Source organism: Nocardia alni (assembly GCF_019038435.1).
Taxonomy (GTDB): Bacteria; Actinomycetota; Actinomycetes; order Mycobacteriales; family Mycobacteriaceae; genus Nocardia; species Nocardia alni.
On record NZ_JAGPOX010000150.1, the window covers coordinates 1 to 23,951 of the forward strand.

Here is a 23,951-nt window from a genome sequence, read left to right on the forward strand (position 1 = left end):
AGGACCACCATTCGTAAGGGGCGGTTTGGGGGTAGCTCTGGGGGGAGTCTTCCCAGAGTTCTTGGCGGCCTAGGGCTGTCATGTCGAGGTAGCTCCAGGTGGTGCCCATCGCTTCGTCACCGCGGTTGTTGATGAAGTAGGTGCGGTAGACGGTGTCGTTGTTGCGGATGAAGGCGTTGGTGCCGTGCCATTCGTCGACGCCGAAGTCGGTGTCGAAGTCGTCGGTGATCGTGTACCAGGGCATGTTCCAGCCCATTCGGGCCTTCAGACTCGCCAGGTCCGGTTGTGTTGCGCGGGAGGCGAATACGAGCGTGGTGTCGCGGGCGTTGAGGTGGGCCAGGTTGCCGACGTGGTCGGCCATCATGGAGCAGCCGCGGCAGGCGTGGTCGGGCCAGCCGTCGACGCCGGGCTCGAAAAACGCACGGTAGACGATCAATTGGCGACGCCCCTGAAACAGGTCGACCAGGCGCACGCCGCCCTCGGGGCCCTGGAAGGCGTACTGCTTGTCCACGATCTGCCAGGGCATCCGCCGGCGGGCGGCCGCCAAGGCGTCACGTGCGCGGGTCGCTTCCTTCTCCTTGACGAGCATCTCCTGCCACGCTGCCTCCCACTGCTTCGGCGGGACGATCGGCGGGGTGTTGTTCATGGTGATGTCCTTTCAGACCAGCGGCGACATGCCTGCGGCGGTGAGTGTGTTGGCGTGGTGGACCGGCTCGGCGGCGGTGGCGAGCTCGAGTACCGCCTTGCCGACCTGCTCCGGGGTCAGGGCGGGGCCCATGGCCTGCACGAATGTGTCGACATCGACGCCCTGCCGCGCGGCATAGGCCTCGACCCCCGTGGCTCCGAGGTCGGTGAGTGGGGTGAGCTGCGGGAGGATCGAGACGAATCTGATGTGCAGCCCGGCTCGTTCCGACTCGGTGGCGGCATAGCTCGCGATGAGCCGGACGGTCGCCTTCGCGCCGGCGTAACCACCGCTGATCGGCGATCCGTTGATCGCCGCGCCGCTGGAGATCGCGATCACCGAGCTGCCCGGCGCCAGCGGGCGACGCAGCGCCTCGCGAGTCCAGTGGAATGCCTGCGCCACATCGACATTCCAGTTCCGGCCGAACATCTCCCAGGTCTGATCCTGCAACGGGCCGATCGGCGGAACGGCTCCGGCGCACAGGACCACCGTGCTCGGTCGATATTCGTCGAGCAGCCGGGCGGCCGTCGCGGGATCGGCGGCGTCGGCGGCCACCGGGGTGAAGGTGTCGCCGAGTTCGTCGCGCACCTCATCGAGCGGTGCGCGCGTTCGGGCGACGCCGACAACATGCGCACCGGCTGCCGACAGCGCCGTGGCGATGCCGCGCCCGAATCCACGGCTGGCCCCGGTGACGATCGCCGTCGTGCCGTCGAGCGTGATCGGTTGGTTCATGGCGTACTCGCTTTCGTCGATGATCTGTGCCCCACGAATTGAGATACGTGCCGATGCCGCGATTCATCGGCACGGGTCCACCGAATGTCGGGGCGAGAGGACCGATGAATTTCGGTCGCCGGACGGATCTGTACCGGTATGGGATCTATGTCCCGCCACGTCGAGAAAACAGGAGTACGACCGTGCCGGTCCAGGAGGATTTCATCGAGCAGGCGGCGCCGTTTCGCGCCGAGTTGATCGCGCACTGCTACCGCATGCTCGGCTCGGTGCACGATGCCGAGGATCTCGTTCAGGAGACGTATCTGCGCGGGTGGCGGGGTTACCCGGCGTTCGAGGAACGCGCGGCGCTGCGGACCTGGCTGTACCGGATCGCGACCACCGCGTGCCTGCGCGCACTGGAGAATCGGGCCCGCCGGGTGCTGCCGTCGGGCCTGGGCGCCGGCTCGGCCGACCCCGACGCGACCCTCGACGGCGATACCGGCGTCTATCCGTGGCTGGAACCCCTGCCCGACGCGTTGACCCCCGAAACCGTGGTGGTGGCCCGGGAAAGCGTCCGGCTGGCGGTCATGACGGCCATGCAGGAACTACCCGCACGGCAGCGGGCCGTGTTGATCCTGCGCGATGTCGTTCAGTTGAGCGCCGCCGAGGTCGCGGAACTGCTCGAAACCACCCCTGCCGCGGTCAACAGCGCCCTGCAGCGGGCCCGGGCGCATCTGGCCGAACTCGCGCCCGCCGACGCCATCGCGGAGCCGGACGACACCGCGCGTCGCGTACTCCTCGACCGCTACTGCGCGGCATTCGAAAACGCCGACCTGGGGGCACTCACCGAGCTGCTGGCGACGGATGTGAGGCTCGAAATGCCCCCTGTACCAATATGGTTCACCGGTCGCGACGCCGTCACGCGATTCCTCGCCAAGCGCGCCTTCGCCGAGCCCGGCACCATCATGCTGATCCCGACCGCCGCGAACGGGCAGCCTGCCATCGCCGACTACCGCCGGGGCGCCGACGGCATTTTGCACGCCCATGCGATACACGTCATCACCACCGGCACAGGCGGAGTCACCGCCATCACCGTCTTCCTCGAACCGACGCTGTTCGCCGCGTTCGGCATGCCGCCGACCAGGTGAGCCGGAGATCAGCCTTTGAACCGGAAACACAGCAGGAGAATAGGATTCAGCTCGAGAGAGGCCGACCGACGACTGCCCCGGGCTTCGATCAGACTCTGAAGGGCGCGCGAGTCCGCCAAAGGACGTGGCACTCTGGATAGGTGAGTGATCTCCCCTTCACCTTCGAGCGCGGTATGCATGTGTATCGATATTCGATCAGTCATCAACAGCTATGGTTGCGCAGCAAGGAATCCGCGATGCCCGAAAGCTGGACGGAAGTCTGGTTCAACGGTGTCATGCGGATGGAGCTGGACAACAGATTCGACAACGGGCTGACGATCACACCGGTTACCCGCCACGGGGACCTCGATGACGGAGCCGCCCTGCCCTTGCTGTTGTTGCGGCTGACCGGCACTCGGTTCGGATCCGGTTTCGTCGCGTGCAGCAACGTCGCCGTACAGCACGTACGACGAGAGGGCACACAGGAGATAGTCGAGCGGGTATTGGTGCGCGAGAACGCGAGTCGCTCGGTGCACGGTGTGGGTGGTCGCCCGGCCGAGCCCGGGGAGACGGCATTCGGCACTCCTGTGCTTCATCGATACTCGCGGGAGAAACGAACGACGCCGAGATTCCCACCCCCTCCGGACAAGTCCTCGACCGCCGCGCAAAGCTGAGGACAGTCGGGCGGCGGTATACACCGGCAACGCACGATTTCAGCGCTCGCGAGGATCGACGCGAAGGACGCCGCTCAGCTCAACGTAGTCAGCAAGGTGGTGAGTGTTCGGGTCTGCGTCGCCGCGTCGGGGTGGCCGGCCCGCAATGCCTTCAGGACCGCGTCGATCTGGCCGTCGACGACATGCCAGGAAGAGCCGTCCATCGCTTGCAGGGAATCCTGGTCCTGATCCCACGTGGTCTCCAGGTCCTTGACCCGGGCCGTGGCCTGGCTCTGTTGCCCCGACCGCACCAGAGCGAGGGTGTCCTGGGTGATGGCGCGGAACTTGGCGACCTCGGCGGGCGGGAAGTGTGCGGTCGCCTGGCCCGGATTCAGCGGCGCGGCGACCGGAGCGCTGCTGGGGTCCTCCTCGCTCGCCGACGACGTGGAGTGCGGTTGCGCGGAGGCCCAGGCGAGCAGGCAGCCGACCAGTATCGCCACGATCACGTAGTACCCCAGCATGATTCGTTCCCGGCGCAGGTCGGTGGACGGGGCCGGTCGCCGGTCCTCGACGACATCGCCGTGCGTGCGGGTGAGGTACACGACGGTCCCGAGGATCGCGGCCAGGAAGATCACGCTGGTCGCCGCCGTCCCCACACCGAGGCCGTGATCGGCGGTGGGCGAGGCCAGCCAGTCGCCGAGATTCGCGCCCAGCGGCCGGGTCAGGATGTATGCCAGCCAGAACGACAGCACGGCATTCGCACCCAGTCGCCACCCGGCGATGACCGCGACGATCAGCCCCGCGGGCAGCAGCACCGAAACACCCGGACCCCACCCGGTGATCGCCAGCGTCCAGTCGCCCGCCGCGGTGCCCAGCGCGAACGTGACTAGCACCGCGAGCCAGTAGAACAGCTCACGGGGCAGCGTCACGATGCTGTGGATCGACAACGTCCGCTCCCGCACGAACCAGACGCCGAACACCACCGCGAGAATCCCGGCGAACACACTGGTACTCACGGCCAGCGGAACCGACAGCTGATCGGTGAGAATGTCGGTGTACAACGTGCCCGTCACACTGAGCACCACGACACTCAGCCAGTACACGAACGGCACATACCGATCCAGCCGCAACTGCCACACCAGCGCCCCGGCCAGCACCACGGTGAAAATCAGCGCCGTAGGCACCAACCCGACCCCCAACGAATTGTTGATCCAGTCGGCAAAACTCTCCCCCACCGTGGTGCACAGGATCTTGATAACCCAAAACCACACCGTGACCTCGGGCACCTTACTCAGCATCCGCCGCCCGGCCCCAACCTGCGATGTCGTCATATCAGCCACGCCGCCGACGCTAACGACCCTTCACTGTGAGCCCGCTGAGAATACAGTTGCGCCTGCGCAAAACGCGGAAGAAAAACCGCGCAAATGCGGAATCCAGGGCCTGCATTTGCGGAAGTAATTGATACGGAAATGCAGAGCGACCTGCGGGAATTACCACATTTCAGACATCTGTATGGATGGTGTCTCAGACATCTGCATAGATGGCGTTCAGATCAACCAGCATCGGCGCCCGCGCGGGGTCCTCGCCCTGTCTTGGTTCGGTGCCCGCAAGACGGAGGTTCTCATCGAAACCGGCTCCGCTGTAGCAGGTGAGGACAGTCCGACTGGTGTCGTATCCCCAGCCGAGTGGCCGGACGATCAATTCCAAGCTGGCCCGGCCACGCAGCGGAGCGCTGCCTGCGAGCAGGCGCCCCATCACCGACATAGCCGATCCACACAGCAATATCCGGCTCTTCGCTCGTCGCGCGGACCCCCGCGGGTCGAGCTCACGTTGCAGGATCGACGCCAAGGAGACCACGAGGTCTCCGGCGATTCCGACCTGGCAGGCGGCGTCAAGAGGCTTGCCCCGATCGATGGCCTGTTTGGGACAGTGACCTACTTGCCCGCGCACGTCTCCCAGTCCGCACGGCACCTCCGGCTAACGCGTCCAGCCGAGCCTCGGCGTCCATCTACCGCTCCGGTGACCCGGCGGCGGGCTCATCGACATCTGCTGCACCACGCGGCCGAAGTTCTTTTCCGCTCGAAGGGCGACGAAATGTTCCACCTCGCGAGGCGGGGGATTCGAACAACTACTCGCCCGGGCGCCCGCGGTGCTGTTGGTCGGCGGGTTATTCGCAGTGTTCACTCGGAGTGCATCCACGATGCACCGTCAATACCCCTTCACCGGATAGAGATCTCGACAACCCCTATCGGCACCCCTGAAAATCCTTGCCAGCGTGGGCAAACAGGCGGTGTACCCCAAACGAAATGGCGTAAACCGGCTCTCGAGTTGACGAGTGGAGGGACATATGAGACTTTCCTCACGGACTTCGTGGACTCCGCCTCGAACAGTCACGGGCTTTCACAAGGAGTAGCAGGGTGCGTCTATCTCTGGGATCGGAAAAGCCCTCGCACGGAACGGACTCACCGACCGGCTCCGATACCGCCGAGCCGCCGCCGTCCGGTGATGCCGTCGAGACGTCCCCATTCGGTGGGGTCGCGGCGCTCCTGCGACCCAAAACGATTGGTGGACAGCTCACCCGCATCCTGGCCTTTGCCCTGATCCTGACGATCGCGCTGCTGACGGTCACCACCGTCAACGAGATCGGGAACTATCGCGAATCCGAGAACACCAGGGCTGCGGTCACCCTCGCGCTGAACGTCCAGGACCTCACCGACCAGGTGCAACGCGAATTCGGCCTCAGCAACGCCCTGCTCGGCGGCGACTCGCGCCTGCAGCAGCCGCTGCTGCAGCAGCGCCGCACCGTCGATGCGACGCTCGGCGCGGTCAAGGACGCGGCGGACTCGAATGTGCAGGGCGTGGACCGGGTTCGCGCCGCCCTGAGCCGCCTCGGTCAGCTCGCGAACACCCGCGCCCAGATCGATACCCGCCGAATCAGCCGACCGGCCGCGGCACAGTTCTACAACGACGCCGTCGACGCGTTGAACCGCCCCACCCTCGGCCTGGACCTGGCCCGCGACCAGCAGATCCAGCGCGGACTGCAGGCGTTCTATGCCCTGGGCACGGCCAAGACGCAGTTCGCCGCCGAGCGCGCATTCCTCAACGGGGTGTTCACCGTGGGGCATTTCTCCGGTGGCGAGTTCGGCCAGTTCATGCAGATCCGCTCGGCCGAACAGGCTGCGCTGCAATCCTTCTCGGCCTACGCGACGACCGACTGGCAGGGCGATCTGGACGCGGTGATGCAGGGCCCGGACGCGGCGGAGGTGCAGCAGGACGAGAGCATCGCCCTGGCCTCCGGCGACGGGCCGCTGGTCCAACCGGTGGACGCGGCCGACTGGTGGACCCGGATGAGCCGGGTCATCGACGCACAGCGCACCGTGCAGCAGACGGTGGGCACCGCCGTGCAGAGCCGCGCCGACGCGCTGCGCACCTCCGCGGTGACCACGCTGACGATCTTCCTGGTCCTCGCGGTCTTGGCCATCGCCGCCATGATCGGGTTGGTGCTGCTGTCCCAGCGCGCGATCGTGCGGCCACTGGTGCGGCTCGCCAGCGAGGCCCACGACGTGGCCGAGCGCCGTCTGCCCGACGCCATCGACGCCTGGTCGCACGCCGACGACACCCACCAGCCGGACGCGCCGGCCCGAGTGCACATCGACTCGGAGACCAGTGCCGAGATCACGGCCGTGGCGGGCGCTTTGGACCGCGTGCAGAGCACCGCGTTCGAGCTGGCCTCGAAAGAGGCTCTGGTACGGCGCAATACCACCGAGTCGATGTCGAATCTGGCCCGGCGCAACCAGAATCTGGTGCGCCGCCAGCTCGCGTTGCTCAGCCAGTTCGAGCGCCAGGAGCTCGATCCGGAGGGGCTGTCCAACCTGTTCGAACTCGATCATCTGGCCACCCGCATGCGCCGCAACGCCGAGAGCCTGCTCATCCTGGTCGGTGAGGGCAGCCCGCGCCGACTGTCCAACGCGGTGCCGCTGACCACCGTCATCCGCGCGGGCATGTCGGAGGTGGACGACTACCGGCGGGTGGTGCTGCGCCGGGTCGACGATGTGTACATCATCGGCGCGGTGGCCACCGAGCTGGCGCACATCCTCGCGGAGTTGATCGAGAACGGCTTGACGTTCTCGCCGCCCGATATGGACGTGGAGATGTACGGCCGCCCGACGGGCCACGGATACGTGCTCGCGGTGGTCGATCACGGGGTCGGCATGCCTCCGGCGGATCTGTCCCAGGCGAACGCGAAGCTGCGCGGCGAACAGGATTTCATCGTCGCGCCGACCCGCTACCTGGGGCACTACGTGGTCGGCCGGCTCGCGCAGCGCCTGGGCATCGAGGTAGAGCTCACCTCGTCGCCGGACGCCGGTGTGGTCGCACGGCTCACGTTGCCCTCGGAACTGCTGGAGGGGGGCCATGATCGGCAGCCCTCGATCGTGCAGGCCAAGATCACCAACGACGGACTGGTGCCGTATTCGGCCAGCGACTGGGTGTCCAACGGGGCCGGCGCCGCCTCCAACGGCCGTATCACCGAACCGGAATCCGCGAGCTCGACGACGCACTCGCCTGTCACTCACGGGAATTCGAGATGAAAGACGTCGACCCCCCACTATCACATGCGGGGGAACCGCAGCCGAGATCGTCGAATCCACCTCCACCGCACAGGATATCGGCTGAGCTCGCCGAAGACAGCGACGAGGAATTTCTGCGCGCGTTCGTCGTTACCGGCGGACGCACCACCCCCGTGATCGACGGACTGCGCATCGAGACGCTGGTACACGCGCCGCCGTCGGCGCTGTCCGCCCCGCTCCAACTCGAACAGCTCACGGTGGTGCGACTGTGCCAGCGGCCCTGTTCGATCGCCGAAATCGGTGCGGCGCTCCATGTTCCGGTCGGCATCGCCAAGGTGATCGTCAGCGATCTCGCGGCAGCCGGATTCGTGCGGGTGCGCCAATCCCAGGAATTGTCCATCTCCGCGATCGAGAGGATCCGGGATCTTGTTCGAGCGCTCTAGCGCGAAGTATTCCAGCGCATCGAGTTCCGTTGTCCACGCCCGGCGGCGATCACGCCGAATGCTGGGACTGGGGGCCGTCGCATTGGCCCTGGTCTCCTGCGCCCCCCTGCAGTATCCGGCCCGGACTGCTGCGCACACCGATGATTTCGGCAAGGCCGTGGGAACCGCGGCGGTACGCCGCGGCGGCGATCTGGTGATGGGCCTGTCCAACGAGCCCGACCGTCTGGACCCCACCACCTCCAGCTCGCTGTACACCCGCTACGTCATGAGCTCCATCTGCGAGAAGCTCTACGACAACGACGCCGCGGGAAATATCGTGCCGCAGTTGGCCACCGCGCTACCGACCTACTCCGCCGACGGGCTGACGGTCAGCATTCCCGTCCGCACGGGCGTCCGATTCGCCGACGGCACCGAGTTCGACGCCGAAGCGGTGCGGACCAGCCTGATGCGCCACTTCACCATGAAGACCTCGCAGCGCAAGAGTGAGATGGGGCCGATCTCCTCGATCGACACCGACGGTCCGGCAACGGTGGTGGTGCACTTCACCAAGCCGTTCTCGCCCTTCACCGCCGCGCTGGCGGATCGGGCCGGGATGATCATGTCGCCGGCGGCGCTGGCCAAGGAGGGCAAGAACTTCGCCGATCATCCGGTGTGCGTGGGGGCCTTCAAATTCGTCCGGCGGGTGCCGCAGACCGAGATCGTGGTCCAGCGCGACCCGCTGTACTACGACGCCCGAGACGTGCACCTGGACACCATCACCTATCGGATCATGCCCGACGCCAATATTCGCGCGGCCAATCTGCGTTCGGGGGACATCCAGGTCGCCGACACGATCTCGCCGCAGGATGTCGACGCACTGGCCAAGGAACCGTCGCTGCATCTGCTGCAGGCGCGCGGGCTGAATTTCCGGGGCATGTACATCAACATCGGCAACGTCGATGGCGTCGGCAAGCCCACCAAGCAGATCGACACACCGTTGGCCAAGGATCCCCGCGTGCGCGAGGCGCTGTCGCTCAGCATCGATCGAAACACCTTGGTGAACACGGTATTCGACAACTGGTTCGAGGCCGCCTGCTCGCCGATCGTGCCGCAGACGACCTTCGCCACACCCGCCGGAATCGCCTGCCCCACTTACGATCCGCAGCGCTCGCGCAAGCTGCTCGCCGCCGCCGGGGTGAAGATCCCCTATCGGATCGAACTGCAGGTGCAGGACACTCAGGACCAGCTCCGCTATGCGCAAGCGCTGCAAGCCAATATCGCCGCGGGCGGGTTCCAGCTGGACGTCGTGCCGACCGAGTACTCCACCCTGCTGGGCGTGCAGAAACGCGGCACCTACCAGGCTCTGCTGATCGGCTGGTCCGGCCGTATCGACCCGGACGCCAACATCACCCTGTTCAACAGGACCGGGGCGAGTTCCAACTACACCGGCTACAGCTCCCCCACCGTCGACGATCTGCTCGCACAGGCATCACAGAGCACCGACACCGCCACGCGCGCAGGACTGTACGGACAGGTGGTGCAGAACCTGCAGCAGGACAACCCGTACATCTACACCTATCGCGAACGCCTGCTCACCGTGCAGTCCAAGCAGGTGACCGGCATCCAGGTGTTCCCGGACGGTGTGGTGCGCGTCGCCAAGGCCGCCTTCCTGGTCAATGGGAAGGACTGAAACACCGTGCGTCACCGCTTGTTCCGAACACTGTTGCTGGGGCTGATCGTCTGCGCCGTGGCGTCCTGCGCGCAGACCAGTCCCGTGACCGCACCGGCGGTGCACATCGACGACTACGGCACACCCGTCGGCACCCAGCCCGTACGCGCGGGCGGCGTGCTGGTGATGGGCCTGTCCAACGATCCGGACCGTCTCGACCCGACCACCTCCAGCTCGCTGTACACCCGCTACGTCATGAGCACGATCTGCGAAAAGCTCTACGACAACGACTCGTCGGGCAATCTGGTGCCGCAGCTGGCGTCGGATCAGCCGCAGTTCTCCCCCGACGGTCTCACGGTCACGATTCCGCTGCGCACCGGAGTCACGTTCGCCGACGGCACGCCGTTCACCGCCGCGTCGGTCGTGACCAGCCTGGAGCGGCATCTGACCATGACCGGTTCGCAGCGCACCGGTGAGATGGGCCCGATCACCAGTATCGATACCGACGGGCCCAACCAGGTGGTGATCCAGTTCAGCACGCCGTTCGCGCCGATCACCGCCGCACTGGCCGACCGGGCCGGGATGATCATGTCGCCGACGGCACTGACCAAGGAGGGCAAGAACTTCGGCGATCATCCGGTATGCGTGGGGCCGTTCAAGTTCGTCAGCCGCGTGACCGGATCATCCATCGAGGTGGAGCGTGATCCGCTCTACTACGACGCCCAGGACGTGCACCTGGACCGGATCATCTATCGCATCATGACCGATTCCAGTGAGCGCGCGACCGCGCTGCGCTCCGGCGACATCCAGGTGGCCGACACCATGTCGCCGCAAGACGTGGGCTCGCTGGCCAAGGATCCGGATCTGCATCTGCTGCAATCGGGTTCGTTCGGATTCCAGGGCTTCTACATCAATGTCGGTGATGTCGCCGGGGCCGGGGCTCCGGTGGGGCGGATCAACACCCCGCTGGCCAAGGACCCGCGCGTGCGGCTGGCACTGTCGATGAGCATCGACCGGCAGGCACTGGTCGACCAGGTGTTCAAGGGCTGGTACGAGTCGGCCTGCACGCCGATCGCCCCGAGTACCACCTACGCGACCGCCGCCGCCACGGCCTGCCCGCTTTTCGATCCGGAGCGCTCCAAACGGCTACTGGCACAGGCCGGTGCGCAGATCCCATATCCGATCACCATGCAGGTCATGAACATATCGGATCAGATGCAGTACGCGCGGGCGTTGCAGGCCAGCGTCGCCGAGGGCGGCTTCGACCTGCGGATCGTGCCCACCTCGTACGGGACGCTGCTGGACGAGCAGAAGCGCGGCACCTACGAGACCCTGCTGCTGGGCTGGTCGGGCCGGCTCGACCCGGACGGCAACATCTCCAAATTCCTCTCCACCGGATCCACCAGCAATTACAGCGGATTCAGCTCGCCCGGCCTGGACGACGTGCTGGCCTGGGCCGCGCACACCACGAGTGTGCAGCGGCGCGGTGCGCTGTACGAGCAGGCGGTGCGCTACATCGCGCGGGAGAACCCGTACATCTACACCTATCGGCTGCGGAACCTGACGGTGCACTCCGTCCGGGTGACCGGGATCGAGGTGTACGCCGACGGCACCGTCCGCCTCGGCAAGGCCGCGTTCGTCTCTACTGGGAAGAGCTGAATATCCGTGCTGCGATATGTCTTTCACCGACTGTGGCAATCCGCCCTCACTCTGGTGCTGGTGTCGATCGTGGTCTTCCTCGCCGTGCGCGCATTACCCGGCGATCCGGCCACCGTCATGGCCGGTGAGCAGGCCGATCCCGCGGCCGTCGCGGCCGTGCGCGCGGAACTGGGCCTGGACAAGTCACTTCCGGTGCAGTACCTCGATTTCGTCGGCCACGCGCTCACCGGTGACTTCGGCCGCTCCATTCGCACCGGAATTCCGGTGCGGGACATGATCGGTACGACGCTGCCGGTCACCTTCCAGCTGGCGGTGTACGCGATGCTCGTCGCGGTGCTGATCGGGGTCATCGGCGGAGTGGCCGCCGGGGTGTATCGCGGGCGCTGGCCGGAGTGGCTCGCGGGCGGTTTCTCACTGGCCGGGCTGTCGGTGCCCACCTTCTGGCTGGGCATCCTCGCGGTGCTGTACCTGTCGGTGGGGCTGCATCTGTTCCCGGCCTCGGGATACGTTTCGCCGCTGGCACATCCGCTGCGCGGTGTCTACTTCCTGACCTTGCCCGCCGTGATCCTGGGCGTCACGCACGCGGCGGTGATCCAGCGCCAGACACGCTCGGCGATGGTGGAAACGCTCACCGCCGACTTCGTACGCACCGCGCGCGCGAAGGGTTTGCACCGCGGCACGATCATCTTCCGCTACGGCCTGCGCAACAGCCTGATCGTGGTCACCACGGTCATCGGTGTCCAGCTCGGCTTCCTCATCGCGGGTGTGGTCGTCACCGAACGCATCTTCAGCCTTCCGGGACTCGGAAAGCTGACCCTGGACTCGGTTTTCAGCCGCGACTATCCGGTGATCCAGGCGGTCGTCCTGGTAATCGCCGCATCCTACATTCTGATAAACCTGCTGGTCGATGTGCTGTACACGGCCATAGACCCGCGCGTGCGCGTGTCCGGGAGGGCGCAATGAGCAACACCGAGACTGTCCCCGAAGACACCACAGCCACGGCGACTACCACGGCTTCCGGCATCACCGAGTCCGCGAACGGGTCCGGTCCGGTAGCGGGTGAGCCCCGGTCGGAATCGATCCGGCTCGGCAGTCGCGTACTGCGACGACTACGCGCCAATCCACTGGGCATGGTCGGCGCGGTGCTGCTGCTCATCGTGATCTTCGTCGGGGTCTTCGCGCCGCTGCTGGCGCCCTACTCGCCCTCCCAGGTACATTTCCCGATTCCGTTCCAGAAACCCGGGACCGTCGGATACCCCTTGGGCACAGACGATCTCGGCCGGGACATCCTGTCCCGGGTGCTGTACGGCACGCGGGCCTCGCTCGAGGTGGGCGTGCTGTCGGTGCTGTGCGCGGTGGTCATCGGTGTGCCGCTGGGGCTGCTGGCCGGGTATTGGCGGTGGCTGGATTCGGTGCTGTCCCGCGTCGTGGATGTGCTGCTCGCCTTTCCGTTCGTGATGGTCGCGGTCGGGCTTACCGTCATCTACGGGGCGGGGCTGGTGCAGGCGTCGATCGCGCTCGGCATCGCGCAGATTCCGCTGATGATGCGAGTGGTACGCGCGGAGACGTTGCGGCTCAAGGAGACCGAGTTCGTGCTGGCCGCGCGCACCATGCACGTCGGGTCGCTGCGCATCCTCGGCGAGCACATCCTGCCCAACGCCCTCGGCCCGATCATCGTGCAGGCCACCGTGATCATGCCGACCGCGGTACTCGGCGAGGCGCTGCTGTCGTTCCTCGGGCTGGGTATCAAACCGCCCGCCCCGAGCCTGGGCATCATGCTGTCCGACGCTCAGCAATACCTGATGCGCACACCGTGGCCCGGAGTGTTCCCCGGGGTGGCGCTGCTGCTGATCTGCTTGGGATTCAACCTGTTCGGCGATGCGCTGCGCGACGCGCTCGATCCGAAGACCAGTCGCTGAAGGGACGTCGTCATGACTGAGCTGCTGACAATCCGCGATCTGCGGGTGTCCTACGGCGATACTCCGACCGTGCACGGCGCCGACCTGACCATCGCGCCGGGCGAGCGGGTCGCGCTGGTCGGTGCGTCGGGATCCGGGAAATCCACACTGGCGCATGCGATCATCGGGCTGCTACCAGGCGCGGGCCGGGTGACCGGTGGCAGCATCCTGTGGCGCGGCGAGGATATCGCACAAGCCGCGCAGCCGCGGCTGCGCGAGTTGCGCGGCAAGGAGATCGGCTTGGTGCCGCAGGATCCGATGTCCAATCTCAACCCGGTCTCCCGGGTGGGTAGGCAGGTAGCGGAAACCCTTGTGGCGCATCGTCTCTACGCGCGCCGTGCAGCGGACCAGCGGGCGATCGAACTGCTCGGCGAGGCCGGACTGCCCGACCCCGCCCGCCGCGCCCGGCAGTATCCGCACGAACTGTCCGGAGGTATGCGCCAGCGCGTCCTGATCGCGATCGGCCTGTCGTGCCGCCCGGGGCTGCTGATCGCCGACGAGCCGACCTCCGCCCTGGACGTCACCGTCCAACGCCAAATCCTGGACCACCTGGACAAACTCACCCGGGAGCTGGACACGGCCCTGCTGCTGGTGACCCATGACCTCGGCCTGGCGGCCGAACGGGCGGACCGGGTCCTTGTCATGTCGGAGGGCAGGATCGTCGAATCCGGCCCCGCGCGTGAGGTATTGACGAACCCGCAGCAGGACTACACCAAGAGGCTGGTCGCGGCGGCACCGGCATTCATCGCCCCGCGGCCCGCCGATTCCGGCACGCCTTCGGCCGAGGACATCGTCACCGGCACAACATCTCCCGAACACATCAGCTCCAACGGGAAGTCCGAGATAGAGGTCTCCGAAGATCAGGCCGCCGAGTCCGGTGACGAACCTCTCGTGCTGGAAGTCTCACATCTGAGCAAGCAGTACCGTATCCGCGGCGGTGGCGGCATCCTCCAGGCCGTCGACGACGTTTCCTTCACCATCGCCCGCGCCCGCACGACCGCGATCGTCGGCGAATCGGGCTCCGGCAAAACCACCACGGCGAGAATGGTTCTGGGCCTGGTCCCCGCCACCTCCGGCACGGTCCGCCTCGACGGTGAGGAGGTGGTCGGCCTGCGCGGCGCACGACTGCGCGCCGCCCGCAGCGCGATGCAGCCGGTGTTCCAGGACCCGTACTCGTCGCTGGACCCCATGTGGACCGTGCGGCGCCTGATCGCGGAACCCCTGCGCGCCTTCGGAACCGGCGACCGCAGGACGCGCGACGCCCGCGTGTCCGAACTTCTGGACCAGGTGGGCCTGCCCGCCGCCCTGGCACACCGCTACCCCAACGAACTGTCCGGCGGCCAGCGCCAGCGCGTCGCCATCGCCCGCGCCCTGGCGGTCAACCCCCGCCTGGTCATCTGCGACGAGGCCGTCTCCGCCCTGGACGTCCTGGTCCAGCGACAGATCCTGGCTCTGCTGTCCGGCCTGCAGAACCGCCTCGGCGTCAGCTACCTGTTCATCTCCCACGACCTGTCCGTTGTCCGCTCCCTGGCCCACGACGTGGTGGTCATGCGCGACGGCAAGGTGGTGGAGCAGGGCCCGACGGAGACCGTCCTCACCGCCCCCGCCGACCCCTATACCCGACGCCTGCTCGACTCCATTCCCGGGGCAACGGCCCTCGTTCCCGCCTGAAACCGGCCGAGCGCCATCGCTTCCGGCGTTCTTGCCTTGACGTCGGCGGGAGGGATTACCGTTTCGGCGATGTCGCGCCACGCAGGTGCGTCCCCGCCACGAAGGAATCCCGCATGCGCTTCGCGATCAGTTACAACACCGCGTTCAACGGTACGGACCCCGATCGTCTCGTATCGTTCGCGCGGCACGCGGAGGACTGCGGATTCGAGGGGCTGTACGTGCAGGACCATATCGTGCTGTATCCCGGCGCCCGGTACGGTGCGGGCGAGCTGTCCCCCACACTGCCGTTTCTCGATCCGCTCGATTGCCTGAGTTTCGTGGCCGCGGCGACGCGGCGCATTCTGCTCGGCACGGGTGTGCTGTTGCTGCCGTACCGGCATCCTGTGGTGCTGGCCAAGCGCCTGGCCACCATCGATGTGCTGTCCCGGGGACGGATGCGGCTGCTCACCGTCGGGCTCGGGGCCCTGCCCGGTGAGGCGAACGCCCTGGGAGTGGATTTCCGCAGCCGCGGCCGGCGCGCGGACGAGGCCATCGACGTCCTGCGGCTGCTGTGGACGGGCGGGCCGGACGGGGTCGGCCATCGCGGCGAGTTCTTCACCTTCGAGGATGTGTGCAGCTATCCCAAGCCGTACGAGGCCAGCGAATTGCCGATCCATGTCGGCGGTTCCAGCGCGGCCGCCGCCCGCCGGGCCGGGCGGCGCGGCGACGGCTATTTCGCCGGTGGCATGCTGCCCGACGACGAACGCGACCGGCAGATCGCCCTGGCCCGCCAGAGTGCCGCCGACGCGGGCCGCGACCCGGACGCGATGGAGTACACCCGCTGGGGATCGGCCGACATGTCCGCCGACCAGGTCGCCGACCTCACCGACCACGGCGTGAATCGGCTCGTCGTCAATTTCCCCGGCGACGACCCCGCGGAGCAGCACGACAAGATGTCGGAATTCGCCGAACGATTCGCACTGCGCCGCTGAATGCCTGTGCAAACTGATCAGATAGCGGCCCGGGCATTCTGGTCTGCGAATTTGGTTGTGGTGCTGTTGTGGTTGCTGGGGGGGGCGGCGATGGCGTCGCGGCTGATGATCAGTCGGGTCGTCGGGTGATCGCGGCGATGAGGCGGCGCTGCGGGGTCATGATGGAGCGCAGCACCGGGTCGGTGATCAGCACGATCGGCATGACACGCAGCGGTGAATCCGGTCGCCAGGAGGGCAATTCACTGCGCAGCAGGTTCCAGGCGTCGTCGGAACGGCCGTGACGGATGAGTTCCCGGACGACGGCGCAGGTCTCGCCGAAGGGAGCGGGGTCGGGTATCGGGTCGCCGATCAGTGTGGCGGCGAAGGCCTCCCACTGCGCGGCGTACTGCTCGCCCTCGCCGGCCGGTCGGCCCGGGAACGCGTCGATCCGGGAGACGAACCGGGTGAGCCATCGCGCGGTTGAGGCGGTGGGGCGGGTGTCGTCCGGACGGGCCAGCGCCAGATACATCGGGATGAGGTCGCCGCGGAGGTGATCGTCGTCGATGGCCGCCATCGCATGGTCGCTGCCGAGTACCCCGTTGCGCAGGGTGGCCTCGTGCCAGTCATTGGGGAATGCGAAGAGCCGGACCTGCGCGTCCAGATACGCGGCCATCGCAGAGCCGGCGTCCATCGCCCGGTTCAGGGTTTCGTGCGCCGCCGTCACATCGCCGGCCAGGGCCAGGCGGCGGCCCTGCGCGAGCAGGTCGTCGGCGCCTTCGGGATGGGCGGGTCGGCCCTCGTGGGCGCGGAACCGCTCGAGGGTGGCCCGTTGGTCGTTCAGCAGGGCAGCGAAACTGTCGGATCGTTCGGACTCGAGGCCGTCCGAGGAATTCCAGCTGTAGGCGGCCCATTCGCCGCCGGTCCGGTCTGTGGGGTCAAGGAGCCAGTAGTCGCCGTTGTCGCTGACGCCGATTCGCAGCGCCCGCGTCAGCAGGGGGTACAGCGTGTCGTCCTCGTCGCCGAAGTTGAAGAAGTCGATCAGCTCGGCTTCGGTGTCCCGCATCCAGTCCAGCTCTATCAGCGGCAGGACCCGCTCGCCGAACGGCCCGGCCTCGAGCAGGCCGTCGGTAGCCTGGTAGAAGGACCGCAGCGTCGCGGGTAGCCGGTGTGCCAGCCGGGCCTCGGCCTGCTCGATCGCCGCGAGGTCGGCCGGTGGGTGGGCGAGTCCGGTCGTCGGCAGTCCGGCACGCGCGAGGTCTTCCGCGCTCGCGGTTCGGAACCACTGGTCGCTGTAGGCGGCGATCCATTCTTGCCATCGCGGCAGGCTCGTCAGCACTGCTTCCGGCTCATCCACGGCCGGTTCCGGTACCGGCGGGGCGGTCGTCCGCTCCCGCATCAGGAACCCGCGCAGCGCGACGGCATCCTGGCCGGGCCGCCGATACCAGCCGAGGAAGCTCGGTGGCGGCTCGGGCCCCTCCGCAGTGTGCAATCGCAGCCCGCCCAGTTGCAGATGCGGCGATCCGGCGTTGCCGACGATCCGCAGTCGATACCGTTCGCAAGTTCGCGGCCGGGCGACTGTGAAGGTTCGTGACGTGAGCCGATCGCCGAATACCTCGCCACGCCGCTCATCGAGCACGACCCAGCGTCCCCCGCGGAAGCCGAGCAACTCCCAGTCCCGCGGATCCCGGTCCGGCGCGTCACCGGCCGAGGCCAGCTCGTAGCGGAGGACCGTGCGATCCGTGCTCAGCTGCAGCACCAGCTCCGCCCGCGAGACCGGCGCGAACCATTTCGTCGTCCTCGACCCGTCGAGGAGATTACGGGCCACCTCGTTGCCCTCGGAGTTCTCCGCCGTGGCCGCGATGTCGGCCACCTTCGCGGTGTGATCGTCCTGCAACGACGGCGCGAAGGCGACGTGACCGCCCTCCCCCGTGGCCAATTGCCACGACAGCCTGACGGGATGGCCCGTCCCGTCGTCCATCAGCAGTCGCAGCGGATTCTGCGGATGCTGCGACAGCGGCTGCTCGTTATCGCCCTCGAACAGCATGTAGACGGCGGGGATCGCGGACTCGCGCGCCTCGACCGGCATCACCTCGCCACGCAGCTCCCATGCTTGCCCGTCCGGCGATCGGTAGACCCCGACCAAACCCGGCAGCGTCAGCGAGACCTCGCCGCCGTCCCCGGTGCGCCAGCCGACCTCCGTCAACACAGCATCCACGCCGGCTCGTTCGATCTGAACCGCGAGCCGCCCGGCGCGCGCCCAGTCGTGCCGGCCGACTGCTGGACGCCGAAACAAGCCATACAGTCGAACACCAGAAGCCATGGCTCCCAGCATGTCAGGCGCCATCGCGGCCCGCTGCGCGGCAGCGGTGCTGCCGGTGGTGCGGGGTTGCGCGCCGGGCAGGTCGCCACCGAGCCGGGTATCGCGGTCGATGATCGGTCGAAGGTGGAAGCGGTGCGGGCCAGGCTGAAACGCAGGCACGTACGGTGTGCAGCACTCGACTGGGCGTGCGCGTCCGCTGCGTTCTGCGATGGGCAGATGCCACCGAGCCGGCAGGCCGCACGCGCATCGTCGTGAGCCCATCGGCGGTGGCCACGCGTTGTCGCACGCCTCCCCTCCTGTCGAGTTCTGCTCGTGCACAACATTTTTCCCATCCCAGTCAACCGTCCGGTAAGCGGTCGGTCAATTCACATACTGTGAAAACCTCAGGGGTCCAACGCATGTTCGACGGGCTGTTTGCACATTCCGTGCATTGACACCGATCCCGGCGGATTGTTCACTGGCTGCCGATACCAGTTCCGCCCCCGCGGCCACAGCTTTCAGGATTCGAGGAACGTGCCGGACCGGATGCCGCCCGCCGAACTCTCGACCGCCCCTCGGTTACCGGGCGCGATCCCCCTCGCCGGACATGCGCTGCGAATGCGAGATCCCCTCGGACTGCTCACGACATTGCCGACGCACGGCGACCTCGTCGCACTCCACCTCGGCCCGGCGCGAATCCTCATGGCGTGCACACCGGAACTGACGCACGAGATCCTGAAGAACGACGTCGTGTTCGACAAGGGCGGTCAGTTCTTCGAGCGCGCTCGCGAGGTCGTGGGCAACAGCCTGACCACCTGCACCCACGATGAGCACCGCCGCCAGCGGCCACTGGTACAGCCCGCCTTCCACAAGTCCCGAATGCCCGGATACTCGATGCGGATGAGCCGCGAGATCGCCGATATCTGCCGCTCGTGGCGGTCGGGGCAGGTCGTCGACATCACCGCCGAGACGAATACCCTGGTAACGAAGATCCTTGCCGTCACGGTCGTTTCGCAGGAACTGACGCCGGACGAACTCGGCCGGGTCGTGGCGGACGTCGATACCCTCGTCACCCTGGCCGCTGCTCGGATGCTGCTGCCGCCCATAGTGAATCGTCTGCCCACCCCGGCCAATCGGCGCTATCGCGCAGCGAGCGGCCGGCTGCGCGATCTCATGAGCGCGGGCGTCGCGACCAACGAGGGCGTCGGCGACGATCTGCTGTCGATCCTGCTCGCGACCCGGTCGGACAGGGACGCACTGTCGAACTCGGAGGTCATCGATCAGCTGATGCTGTTCCAGATCGCCGGTATCGATACCGCCGCCTCCGCGCTGGCCTGGTCGCTGTGGCTGGTCGCCACCCATCCCGAGGTCGAGAGCGCGCTGCACGCGGAGGTCGCCGCGGTCCTGGGTCCGAAGGACATCGCGGAACACGACCATCTGCCGGATCTGCGGTACACCGGCCACGTCATCTCCGAGACGCTCCGGCTGTATCCGCCGGTCTGGATCCTCACTCGCACCGCGATGAGCGACACCCGTCTCGGCAGGTACTTCGTTCCCGCGGGCACGACCGTCGCGATCAGTCCCTATCTCCTGCACCGCCGTCCCGACCTGTATCCGGATCCGGACCGATTCGTTCCCGAACGCTGGGACACCGCGCTCCCCGAAGCGGGCGCCTTCGTCCCGTTCGGCTACGCCGCGCGGCGCTGCATCGGTGAGCAATTCGCCCGGGCGGAGCTGACTCTCGCGCTGGCATCGATCGCGAAACAGTGGAGCTTGCGCCCGACGCCCGCGCTGGCCCGCACCCGGGTAACCCCTCGGCGCGCGGCGAGTCTACGCCCGCCGCGGCTGCCGATGATCCTCACTCGGCGGCAGGCGGATAGCGCCGCAGATAACCCATGACGTCCACGGGGGTCAAAGCCCAATGCAGCCAAGGACTCTGGTCCTGTGACACACGGAAGTACATCTCGAATGCCGAGCCGTCACTGATGTCGGCCACCCAGACGGTCTGGCGCGCTTCCAGTTTCGACGGAATGGGGGTGTCCCACATACCGTCGAAGTCCGGATTCGCCCGCAGTGTGTTCTTCAACTCCTCGATCCGGTCCTCACGGACGAATCCCGCCAGCTGCGTGCGGCATTCGTGAACGAGATGGTGCGCGTCCTGCTCCCATCGCACGAATACGTCTCGGGCGGTCGGATTCAGCAGTTCGTACTCGAGCACGCTGACGGACGGTTCCAATCCGGGGAAGAACACGTCGAACGGCGCGTTCGTCGCGACGATGACATGAAGCGTGCCGTCCAGGCCCGCCGCCTGCATGTAGCAGGCCGGAAACGGGCTGGAGTCCAGAACACCGAGCTCCCGGGCATTCGGTGTGCGCGCCGGGCCCGTGCGCGAGCCCCGGCCCAGCGGATACGGATCGGCCAGCACCAGCAGTTGCCGCTGTTCGGTCGGCGAGAGGTGCAGGATCGGCGCGAGGGTGGCGATGGTCTGCCGGGTCGCCGGCCGATGCCCCGATTCGATCTTCCGCAGCAACGACGTGGACAGATGGGCCTCCTCGGCCAGCGATTCCAGCCGAATGTCGGCGGACCTGCGCAAGCGCTGCAGCACCGTGCCGACCGGCAGGTAGTCGTCGGACCTGCCCCGCGGGGCGCGCGTTGTACCCAACTCCGCCCTCCCGCAAGCTCATCGCACGTCGCCGGGACCGGATCCGGCCGTGCAGGGTGAGTCTCGATCGTAATTCATGATCGAATTCGAGGCCGACCTGCCTTGTGTACCGCCGGGATTCGCCTCGCTCGAGGGAGTACGACCGTGTGCGCTACGACAGGACGGTGCAGTAGCCGAGCACCGCCGTGGCGATCAGCACCGTGCCGATGGCGATATTGGCCCGGCGGTGCAGAGCCAGGACCGCGACGAATTCCCGCAGGAACGCCGTGAGCACGAAGTACCGCGCGGTACGACCGCCGACCACCCGGGCGCCGAGACCGAGACGGCGACTCAGCATCGCCGCGCGCAACACATGGAAGTCGCTGGTGATGACAACCATCCGGCCGCCGGAACCCAGACCGCGTACCTCTGCGGCCGAATTGCGCAGATTCTCCTGCGTGGTCCGGGACTCTCGCTCACGGATGATCCGGCTCGCCGGAATCCCGGCCGCCACAAGGTAATCCGCCATCGCATCGGCCTCGGCCACGGTTTCCCCGGGCCCCCGGCCGCCGGAGGTGACCACGACCGGATCGGCCCCGATCGCCCGCTCGGACCGGTATACCTGCGCGGCGCGATCCAGGCGCGAAGCCAGCAGGGGCGTGACCCGCGCACCGTCCAGTCCGCAACCCAGGACTATCAGAGCATCGCTGCCGGCACGCCGCGGGCTCCGGGCATACAGCACGGCATAGCCCGTGAACGCCACCAGTTGCGCGAGCAGAAAGGCACCCACGACAACGATCACACCGGCCGCGATCGACAACCAGGCGGGCGTATCGGCCTCGGGGTGCACCACATCGCGAATCGCCATGGACAGCACCATCAGGCCCAGCCCCGCCACCAGCGCGACGACGGTGGCCACCCGCACGCCCTCCCGGCGCACCACCACGACGCCGTTGGCCAGCAGCCCGATCCCGGCGGTCAGCAGCGACAGTTGAGACAGCACGACGAACAGACCGAAACCCAGCAGTTCGGCTACCGCGTGATCCATCGCGCCCAGCGCCGAGAGCGTCAGCGGCAATACCACTGCGACGACCGCTATGAAAATGAATCCTGTTGTGGAATAACGGGATTCACTCGCGTCCCGGGCGACTCCACTGTCGTCCGGGATGGTGGACGGCAGGGTCCGCGCACGCACGTCCAGCATGGTCGAACACCTCCCTCGAGCAGCTACACCCCGCCGATCCGCGGTGATGACGAGTCCACTGTCGTCCGCGCGTCTGTACCGTCCACCAGCACACGCTGTGAACTCGCTGCGAACCCCGCGTTCATGCGGCAGCCGCTATGTGTCGCCTCGGATACACAACCAGTGTTACTGCGCGAACAGACCTACCGGCGTCGTCGTCGAAGAATTGCCCCCAGAGAGCGAATGCCACATCGGAGGAACCATGACGGCCCACGACACACCGGTCCTGTCCGCCGCTACGCACCTGATCGACACCATGGAGCGAATGAGCGGCGGTCCGTATCCCGGATGTCGTCGATCCGGCGCCCGCGGCGCGTGCTTCAGCGGAACCTTCACCCCGACCGGCGCGGCCTCCGCGCTCACCGCCGCCGCCCATCTGCACGATCGGCCGGTCCCCGTGACGGTGCGGTTCTCCAACTCCGAGGGAAATCCGCACACCCCCGACACCGCCGCGGTGACCCGCGGCATGGCCACCCGGTTCCATCTGCCCGACGGCAGCGACACCGATCTGCTCGCGATCACCGTGCCCCGATTCGTCGCCTCGACCCCGCAGGAATTCCTCGGGCTCACCGATGCCCTGCGCCCGGACCCGGCAACCGGCGTGGCGGATCAGGCCCGCGTCCGGGAATTCATCGCCGCGCATCCGCACCTGGCCGAGCCGATCATGCAGCACCCGCCGATTCCGGTCAGCTACGGCACCGCCACCTACTGGGCCATCCACGCGTTCATCTGGGTCACCGACGGGGGCGGCCGGCGGCCGGTGCGGTTCCGCTGGGAGCCGGAGGCACGTCGCGAGGAGCTGACCGACGCCGAAATCGCCACCAGCACAGACGATTATATGACCACCGAATTCGACGACCGGCTGCGGCGCGGCGCCGTGGAATTCACGCTACGGGTCCAACTCGGCGAGCGCGACGACCCCACCCACGACCCGACCGTGGCCTGGCCCGACGAGCGGCGCGAGATAGTCGCCGGACGGCTCGAGCTCACCGCACCGGTGGACGATCAGAAATACTGGGACACACAGGCATTCAATCCGACCAGGATCACCGAGGGCATCGAGCTGTCCGACGATCCGGTCCTGAAATTCCGCGCACACGCCTATGCCGAGTCGCTGCACCGGCGCCGCGCTGGGCGCTGAGCGTGCGTCAGTGGCTGTCCCGCATGCGCGCGATCAGTTCGATGACCGCGCCGGATTCCTCGCGGGCAGTGCATTGAACAGTTGTCACTGAGCCCTCTACGCACATTCGCGCGAGTGCACCGACGTCGCCTTCGCCGGCATCGACCCCGGTGACCTCGACACCGCCCTGACCGTGGCGCTGGCGGCCACGGACCGCGCGACAGCCGCACTGGCCGGATAGCTCCTCCCGCGTCCGGGCACCGACGAATAGGAACGGCGCACACTCTCCGCGAATGCGCGCCGTTCCTGGATCCCCAGGGTTGGACTTGGTCGGGCACGCATGGGACAGTGAATTCGAGTCGCCGCCGACGAGCGATGGCCGCCTTCCACCGGCACCAGATCGGCGGGACGGGCGCGAGAGAGATCGATGAGCCAGCCGCCGGGGTTCGACATGGACACGCTGCGTACGTTGGTGTCAACCTTCGAGCAAGTCCTCGAACAAGCTTCCCGAGCGGTCGAAGAGTTGAAGCAGGCCATCGCAGACGCCGAGGCCCACCCCACCGCCCCTCGCACCGAAC

19 protein-coding genes are annotated in these 23,951 nt (G+C 67.2%); 12 read left to right on the top strand and 7 right to left on the bottom strand.

Going from position 1 to position 23,951, the window contains the following annotated elements; genetic code table 11:
* Both JZ791_RS36835 and JZ791_RS36840 read right to left on the bottom strand, forming a co-directional pair.
* Positions 1 to 646: DUF899 family protein (locus JZ791_RS36835; RefSeq protein ID WP_216901400.1), on the bottom strand; the 646-nt coding region annotated here is incomplete at its 3' end.
* A gap of 12 nt (positions 647 to 658) precedes the next feature.
* On the bottom strand, positions 659 to 1,414 hold the full coding sequence (locus JZ791_RS36840; RefSeq protein WP_216901402.1) for an SDR family NAD(P)-dependent oxidoreductase: 756 nt from the start codon (positions 1,412 to 1,414) through the stop codon (positions 659 to 661).
* 182 nt (positions 1,415 to 1,596) lie between these two features.
* Between JZ791_RS36840 and JZ791_RS36845 the strand changes: the two genes are divergently transcribed.
* Entirely contained in the window at positions 1,597 to 2,541 is a 945-nt protein-coding gene (locus JZ791_RS36845; RefSeq protein ID WP_216901404.1) for a sigma-70 family RNA polymerase sigma factor, read from the top strand.
* Positions 2,542 to 2,681: 140 nt separating this feature from the next.
* Complete coding sequence (locus JZ791_RS36850) at positions 2,682 to 3,194, top strand: hypothetical protein (RefSeq protein WP_216901407.1); 513 nt, start codon at positions 2,682 to 2,684, stop codon at positions 3,192 to 3,194.
* A gap of 74 nt (positions 3,195 to 3,268) precedes the next feature.
* Here JZ791_RS36850 and JZ791_RS36855 read toward each other — a convergent pair whose 3' ends face one another.
* Both JZ791_RS36855 and JZ791_RS36860 read right to left on the bottom strand, forming a co-directional pair.
* On the bottom strand, positions 3,269 to 4,504 hold the full coding sequence (locus JZ791_RS36855) for a COG4705 family protein (protein WP_254206950.1): 1,236 nt from the start codon (positions 4,502 to 4,504) through the stop codon (positions 3,269 to 3,271).
* A 193-nt stretch (positions 4,505 to 4,697) separates the two neighbouring features.
* The gene (locus JZ791_RS36860; RefSeq protein ID WP_216901415.1) at positions 4,698 to 4,937 is read right to left on the bottom strand and encodes a hypothetical protein; all 240 of its coding nucleotides are present in this window, start codon (positions 4,935 to 4,937) and stop codon (positions 4,698 to 4,700) included.
* Between the two features lie 653 nt (positions 4,938 to 5,590).
* Here JZ791_RS36860 and JZ791_RS36865 point away from each other — a divergent pair.
* The 8 genes from JZ791_RS36865 to JZ791_RS36900 all read left to right on the top strand — a co-directional run bounded on the left by JZ791_RS36865 (position 5,591) and on the right by JZ791_RS36900 (position 16,091).
* Positions 5,591 to 7,762 carry a sensor histidine kinase gene (locus JZ791_RS36865; RefSeq protein WP_308163322.1) on the top strand — a complete coding sequence of 724 codons (2,172 nt, stop codon included), beginning with the start codon at positions 5,591 to 5,593 and terminating at the stop codon, positions 7,760 to 7,762.
* Complete coding sequence (locus tag JZ791_RS36870; protein WP_216901417.1) at positions 7,759 to 8,184, top strand: DUF742 domain-containing protein; 426 nt, start codon at positions 7,759 to 7,761, stop codon at positions 8,182 to 8,184. The genes JZ791_RS36865 and JZ791_RS36870 overlap by 4 nt, the downstream gene beginning before the upstream one ends.
* Entirely contained in the window at positions 8,168 to 9,853 is a 1,686-nt protein-coding gene (locus tag JZ791_RS36875; protein ID WP_254206947.1) for an ABC transporter substrate-binding protein, read from the top strand. The genes JZ791_RS36870 and JZ791_RS36875 overlap by 17 nt, the downstream gene beginning before the upstream one ends.
* A gap of 18 nt (positions 9,854 to 9,871) precedes the next feature.
* The gene (locus JZ791_RS36880) at positions 9,872 to 11,491 is read left to right on the top strand and encodes an ABC transporter substrate-binding protein (RefSeq protein WP_254206948.1); all 1,620 of its coding nucleotides are present in this window, start codon (positions 9,872 to 9,874) and stop codon (positions 11,489 to 11,491) included.
* Positions 11,492 to 11,497: 6 nt separating this feature from the next.
* Positions 11,498 to 12,454, top strand: a complete 957-nt coding sequence (locus JZ791_RS36885) for an ABC transporter permease (RefSeq protein WP_216901418.1) — start codon at positions 11,498 to 11,500, stop codon at positions 12,452 to 12,454.
* Positions 12,451 to 13,410 carry an ABC transporter permease gene (locus JZ791_RS36890; protein WP_216901420.1) on the top strand — a complete coding sequence of 320 codons (960 nt, stop codon included), beginning with the start codon at positions 12,451 to 12,453 and terminating at the stop codon, positions 13,408 to 13,410. Before JZ791_RS36885 ends, JZ791_RS36890 begins: the two co-directional genes overlap by 4 nt.
* Positions 13,411 to 13,422: 12 nt before the next feature.
* Entirely contained in the window at positions 13,423 to 15,120 is a 1,698-nt protein-coding gene (locus JZ791_RS36895) for a dipeptide ABC transporter ATP-binding protein (protein ID WP_216901422.1), read from the top strand.
* A gap of 113 nt (positions 15,121 to 15,233) precedes the next feature.
* Positions 15,234 to 16,091: a TIGR03619 family F420-dependent LLM class oxidoreductase gene (locus JZ791_RS36900; protein WP_216901424.1), complete on the top strand. Its 858-nt coding sequence runs from the start codon at positions 15,234 to 15,236 to the stop codon at positions 16,089 to 16,091.
* 109 nt (positions 16,092 to 16,200) lie between these two features.
* On the opposite strand, the gene JZ791_RS46695 is transcribed toward JZ791_RS36900, so the two are convergent.
* The gene (locus JZ791_RS46695) at positions 16,201 to 18,285 is read right to left on the bottom strand and encodes an SMI1/KNR4 family protein (RefSeq protein WP_216901426.1); all 2,085 of its coding nucleotides are present in this window, start codon (positions 18,283 to 18,285) and stop codon (positions 16,201 to 16,203) included.
* A gap of 618 nt (positions 18,286 to 18,903) precedes the next feature.
* Here JZ791_RS46695 and JZ791_RS36910 point away from each other — a divergent pair.
* A complete protein-coding gene (locus tag JZ791_RS36910) occupies positions 18,904 to 20,268 on the top strand; it encodes a cytochrome P450 (protein ID WP_216901428.1) in 1,365 nt (454 codons plus the stop codon).
* Here the strand turns inward: JZ791_RS36910 and JZ791_RS36915 are convergent.
* Both JZ791_RS36915 and JZ791_RS36920 read right to left on the bottom strand, forming a co-directional pair.
* On the bottom strand, positions 20,228 to 21,031 hold the full coding sequence (locus JZ791_RS36915; RefSeq protein WP_216901430.1) for a helix-turn-helix domain-containing protein: 804 nt from the start codon (positions 21,029 to 21,031) through the stop codon (positions 20,228 to 20,230). The two genes, JZ791_RS36910 and JZ791_RS36915, sit on opposite strands and share 41 nt — an antisense overlap.
* A 151-nt stretch (positions 21,032 to 21,182) precedes the next feature.
* On the bottom strand, positions 21,183 to 22,214 hold the full coding sequence (locus tag JZ791_RS36920) for a YdcF family protein (protein WP_216901432.1): 1,032 nt from the start codon (positions 22,212 to 22,214) through the stop codon (positions 21,183 to 21,185).
* Positions 22,215 to 22,455: 241 nt separating this feature from the next.
* On the opposite strand from JZ791_RS36920, the gene JZ791_RS36925 reads away from it, so the two are divergent.
* Complete coding sequence (locus tag JZ791_RS36925; RefSeq protein ID WP_216901444.1) at positions 22,456 to 23,394, top strand: catalase family peroxidase; 939 nt, start codon at positions 22,456 to 22,458, stop codon at positions 23,392 to 23,394.
* Positions 23,395 to 23,951: the final 557 nt, after the last annotated feature.

What these genes read in the sequence shown, in the direction of transcription:
- JZ791_RS36840 (WP_216901402.1), bottom strand. Translation starts at nt 1,414, where the DNA reads ATGAACCAACCGATCACGCTCGACGGCACGACGGCGATCGTCACCGGG.
- JZ791_RS36855 (WP_254206950.1), bottom strand. Translation starts at nt 4,504, where the DNA reads ATGACGACATCGCAGGTTGGGGCCGGGCGGCGGATGCTGAGTAAGGTG.
- JZ791_RS36860 (WP_216901415.1), bottom strand. Translation starts at nt 4,937, where the DNA reads ATGTCGGTGATGGGGCGCCTGCTCGCAGGCAGCGCTCCGCTGCGTGGC.
- JZ791_RS36870 (WP_216901417.1), top strand. Translation starts at nt 7,759, where the DNA reads ATGAAAGACGTCGACCCCCCACTATCACATGCGGGGGAACCGCAGCCG.
- JZ791_RS36890 (WP_216901420.1), top strand. Translation starts at nt 12,451, where the DNA reads ATGAGCAACACCGAGACTGTCCCCGAAGACACCACAGCCACGGCGACT.
- JZ791_RS36895 (WP_216901422.1), top strand. Translation starts at nt 13,423, where the DNA reads ATGACTGAGCTGCTGACAATCCGCGATCTGCGGGTGTCCTACGGCGAT.
- JZ791_RS36900 (WP_216901424.1), top strand. Translation starts at nt 15,234, where the DNA reads ATGCGCTTCGCGATCAGTTACAACACCGCGTTCAACGGTACGGACCCC.
- JZ791_RS36920 (WP_216901432.1), bottom strand. Translation starts at nt 22,214, where the DNA reads ATGCTGGACGTGCGTGCGCGGACCCTGCCGTCCACCATCCCGGACGAC.
- JZ791_RS36925 (WP_216901444.1), top strand. Translation starts at nt 22,456, where the DNA reads ATGACGGCCCACGACACACCGGTCCTGTCCGCCGCTACGCACCTGATC.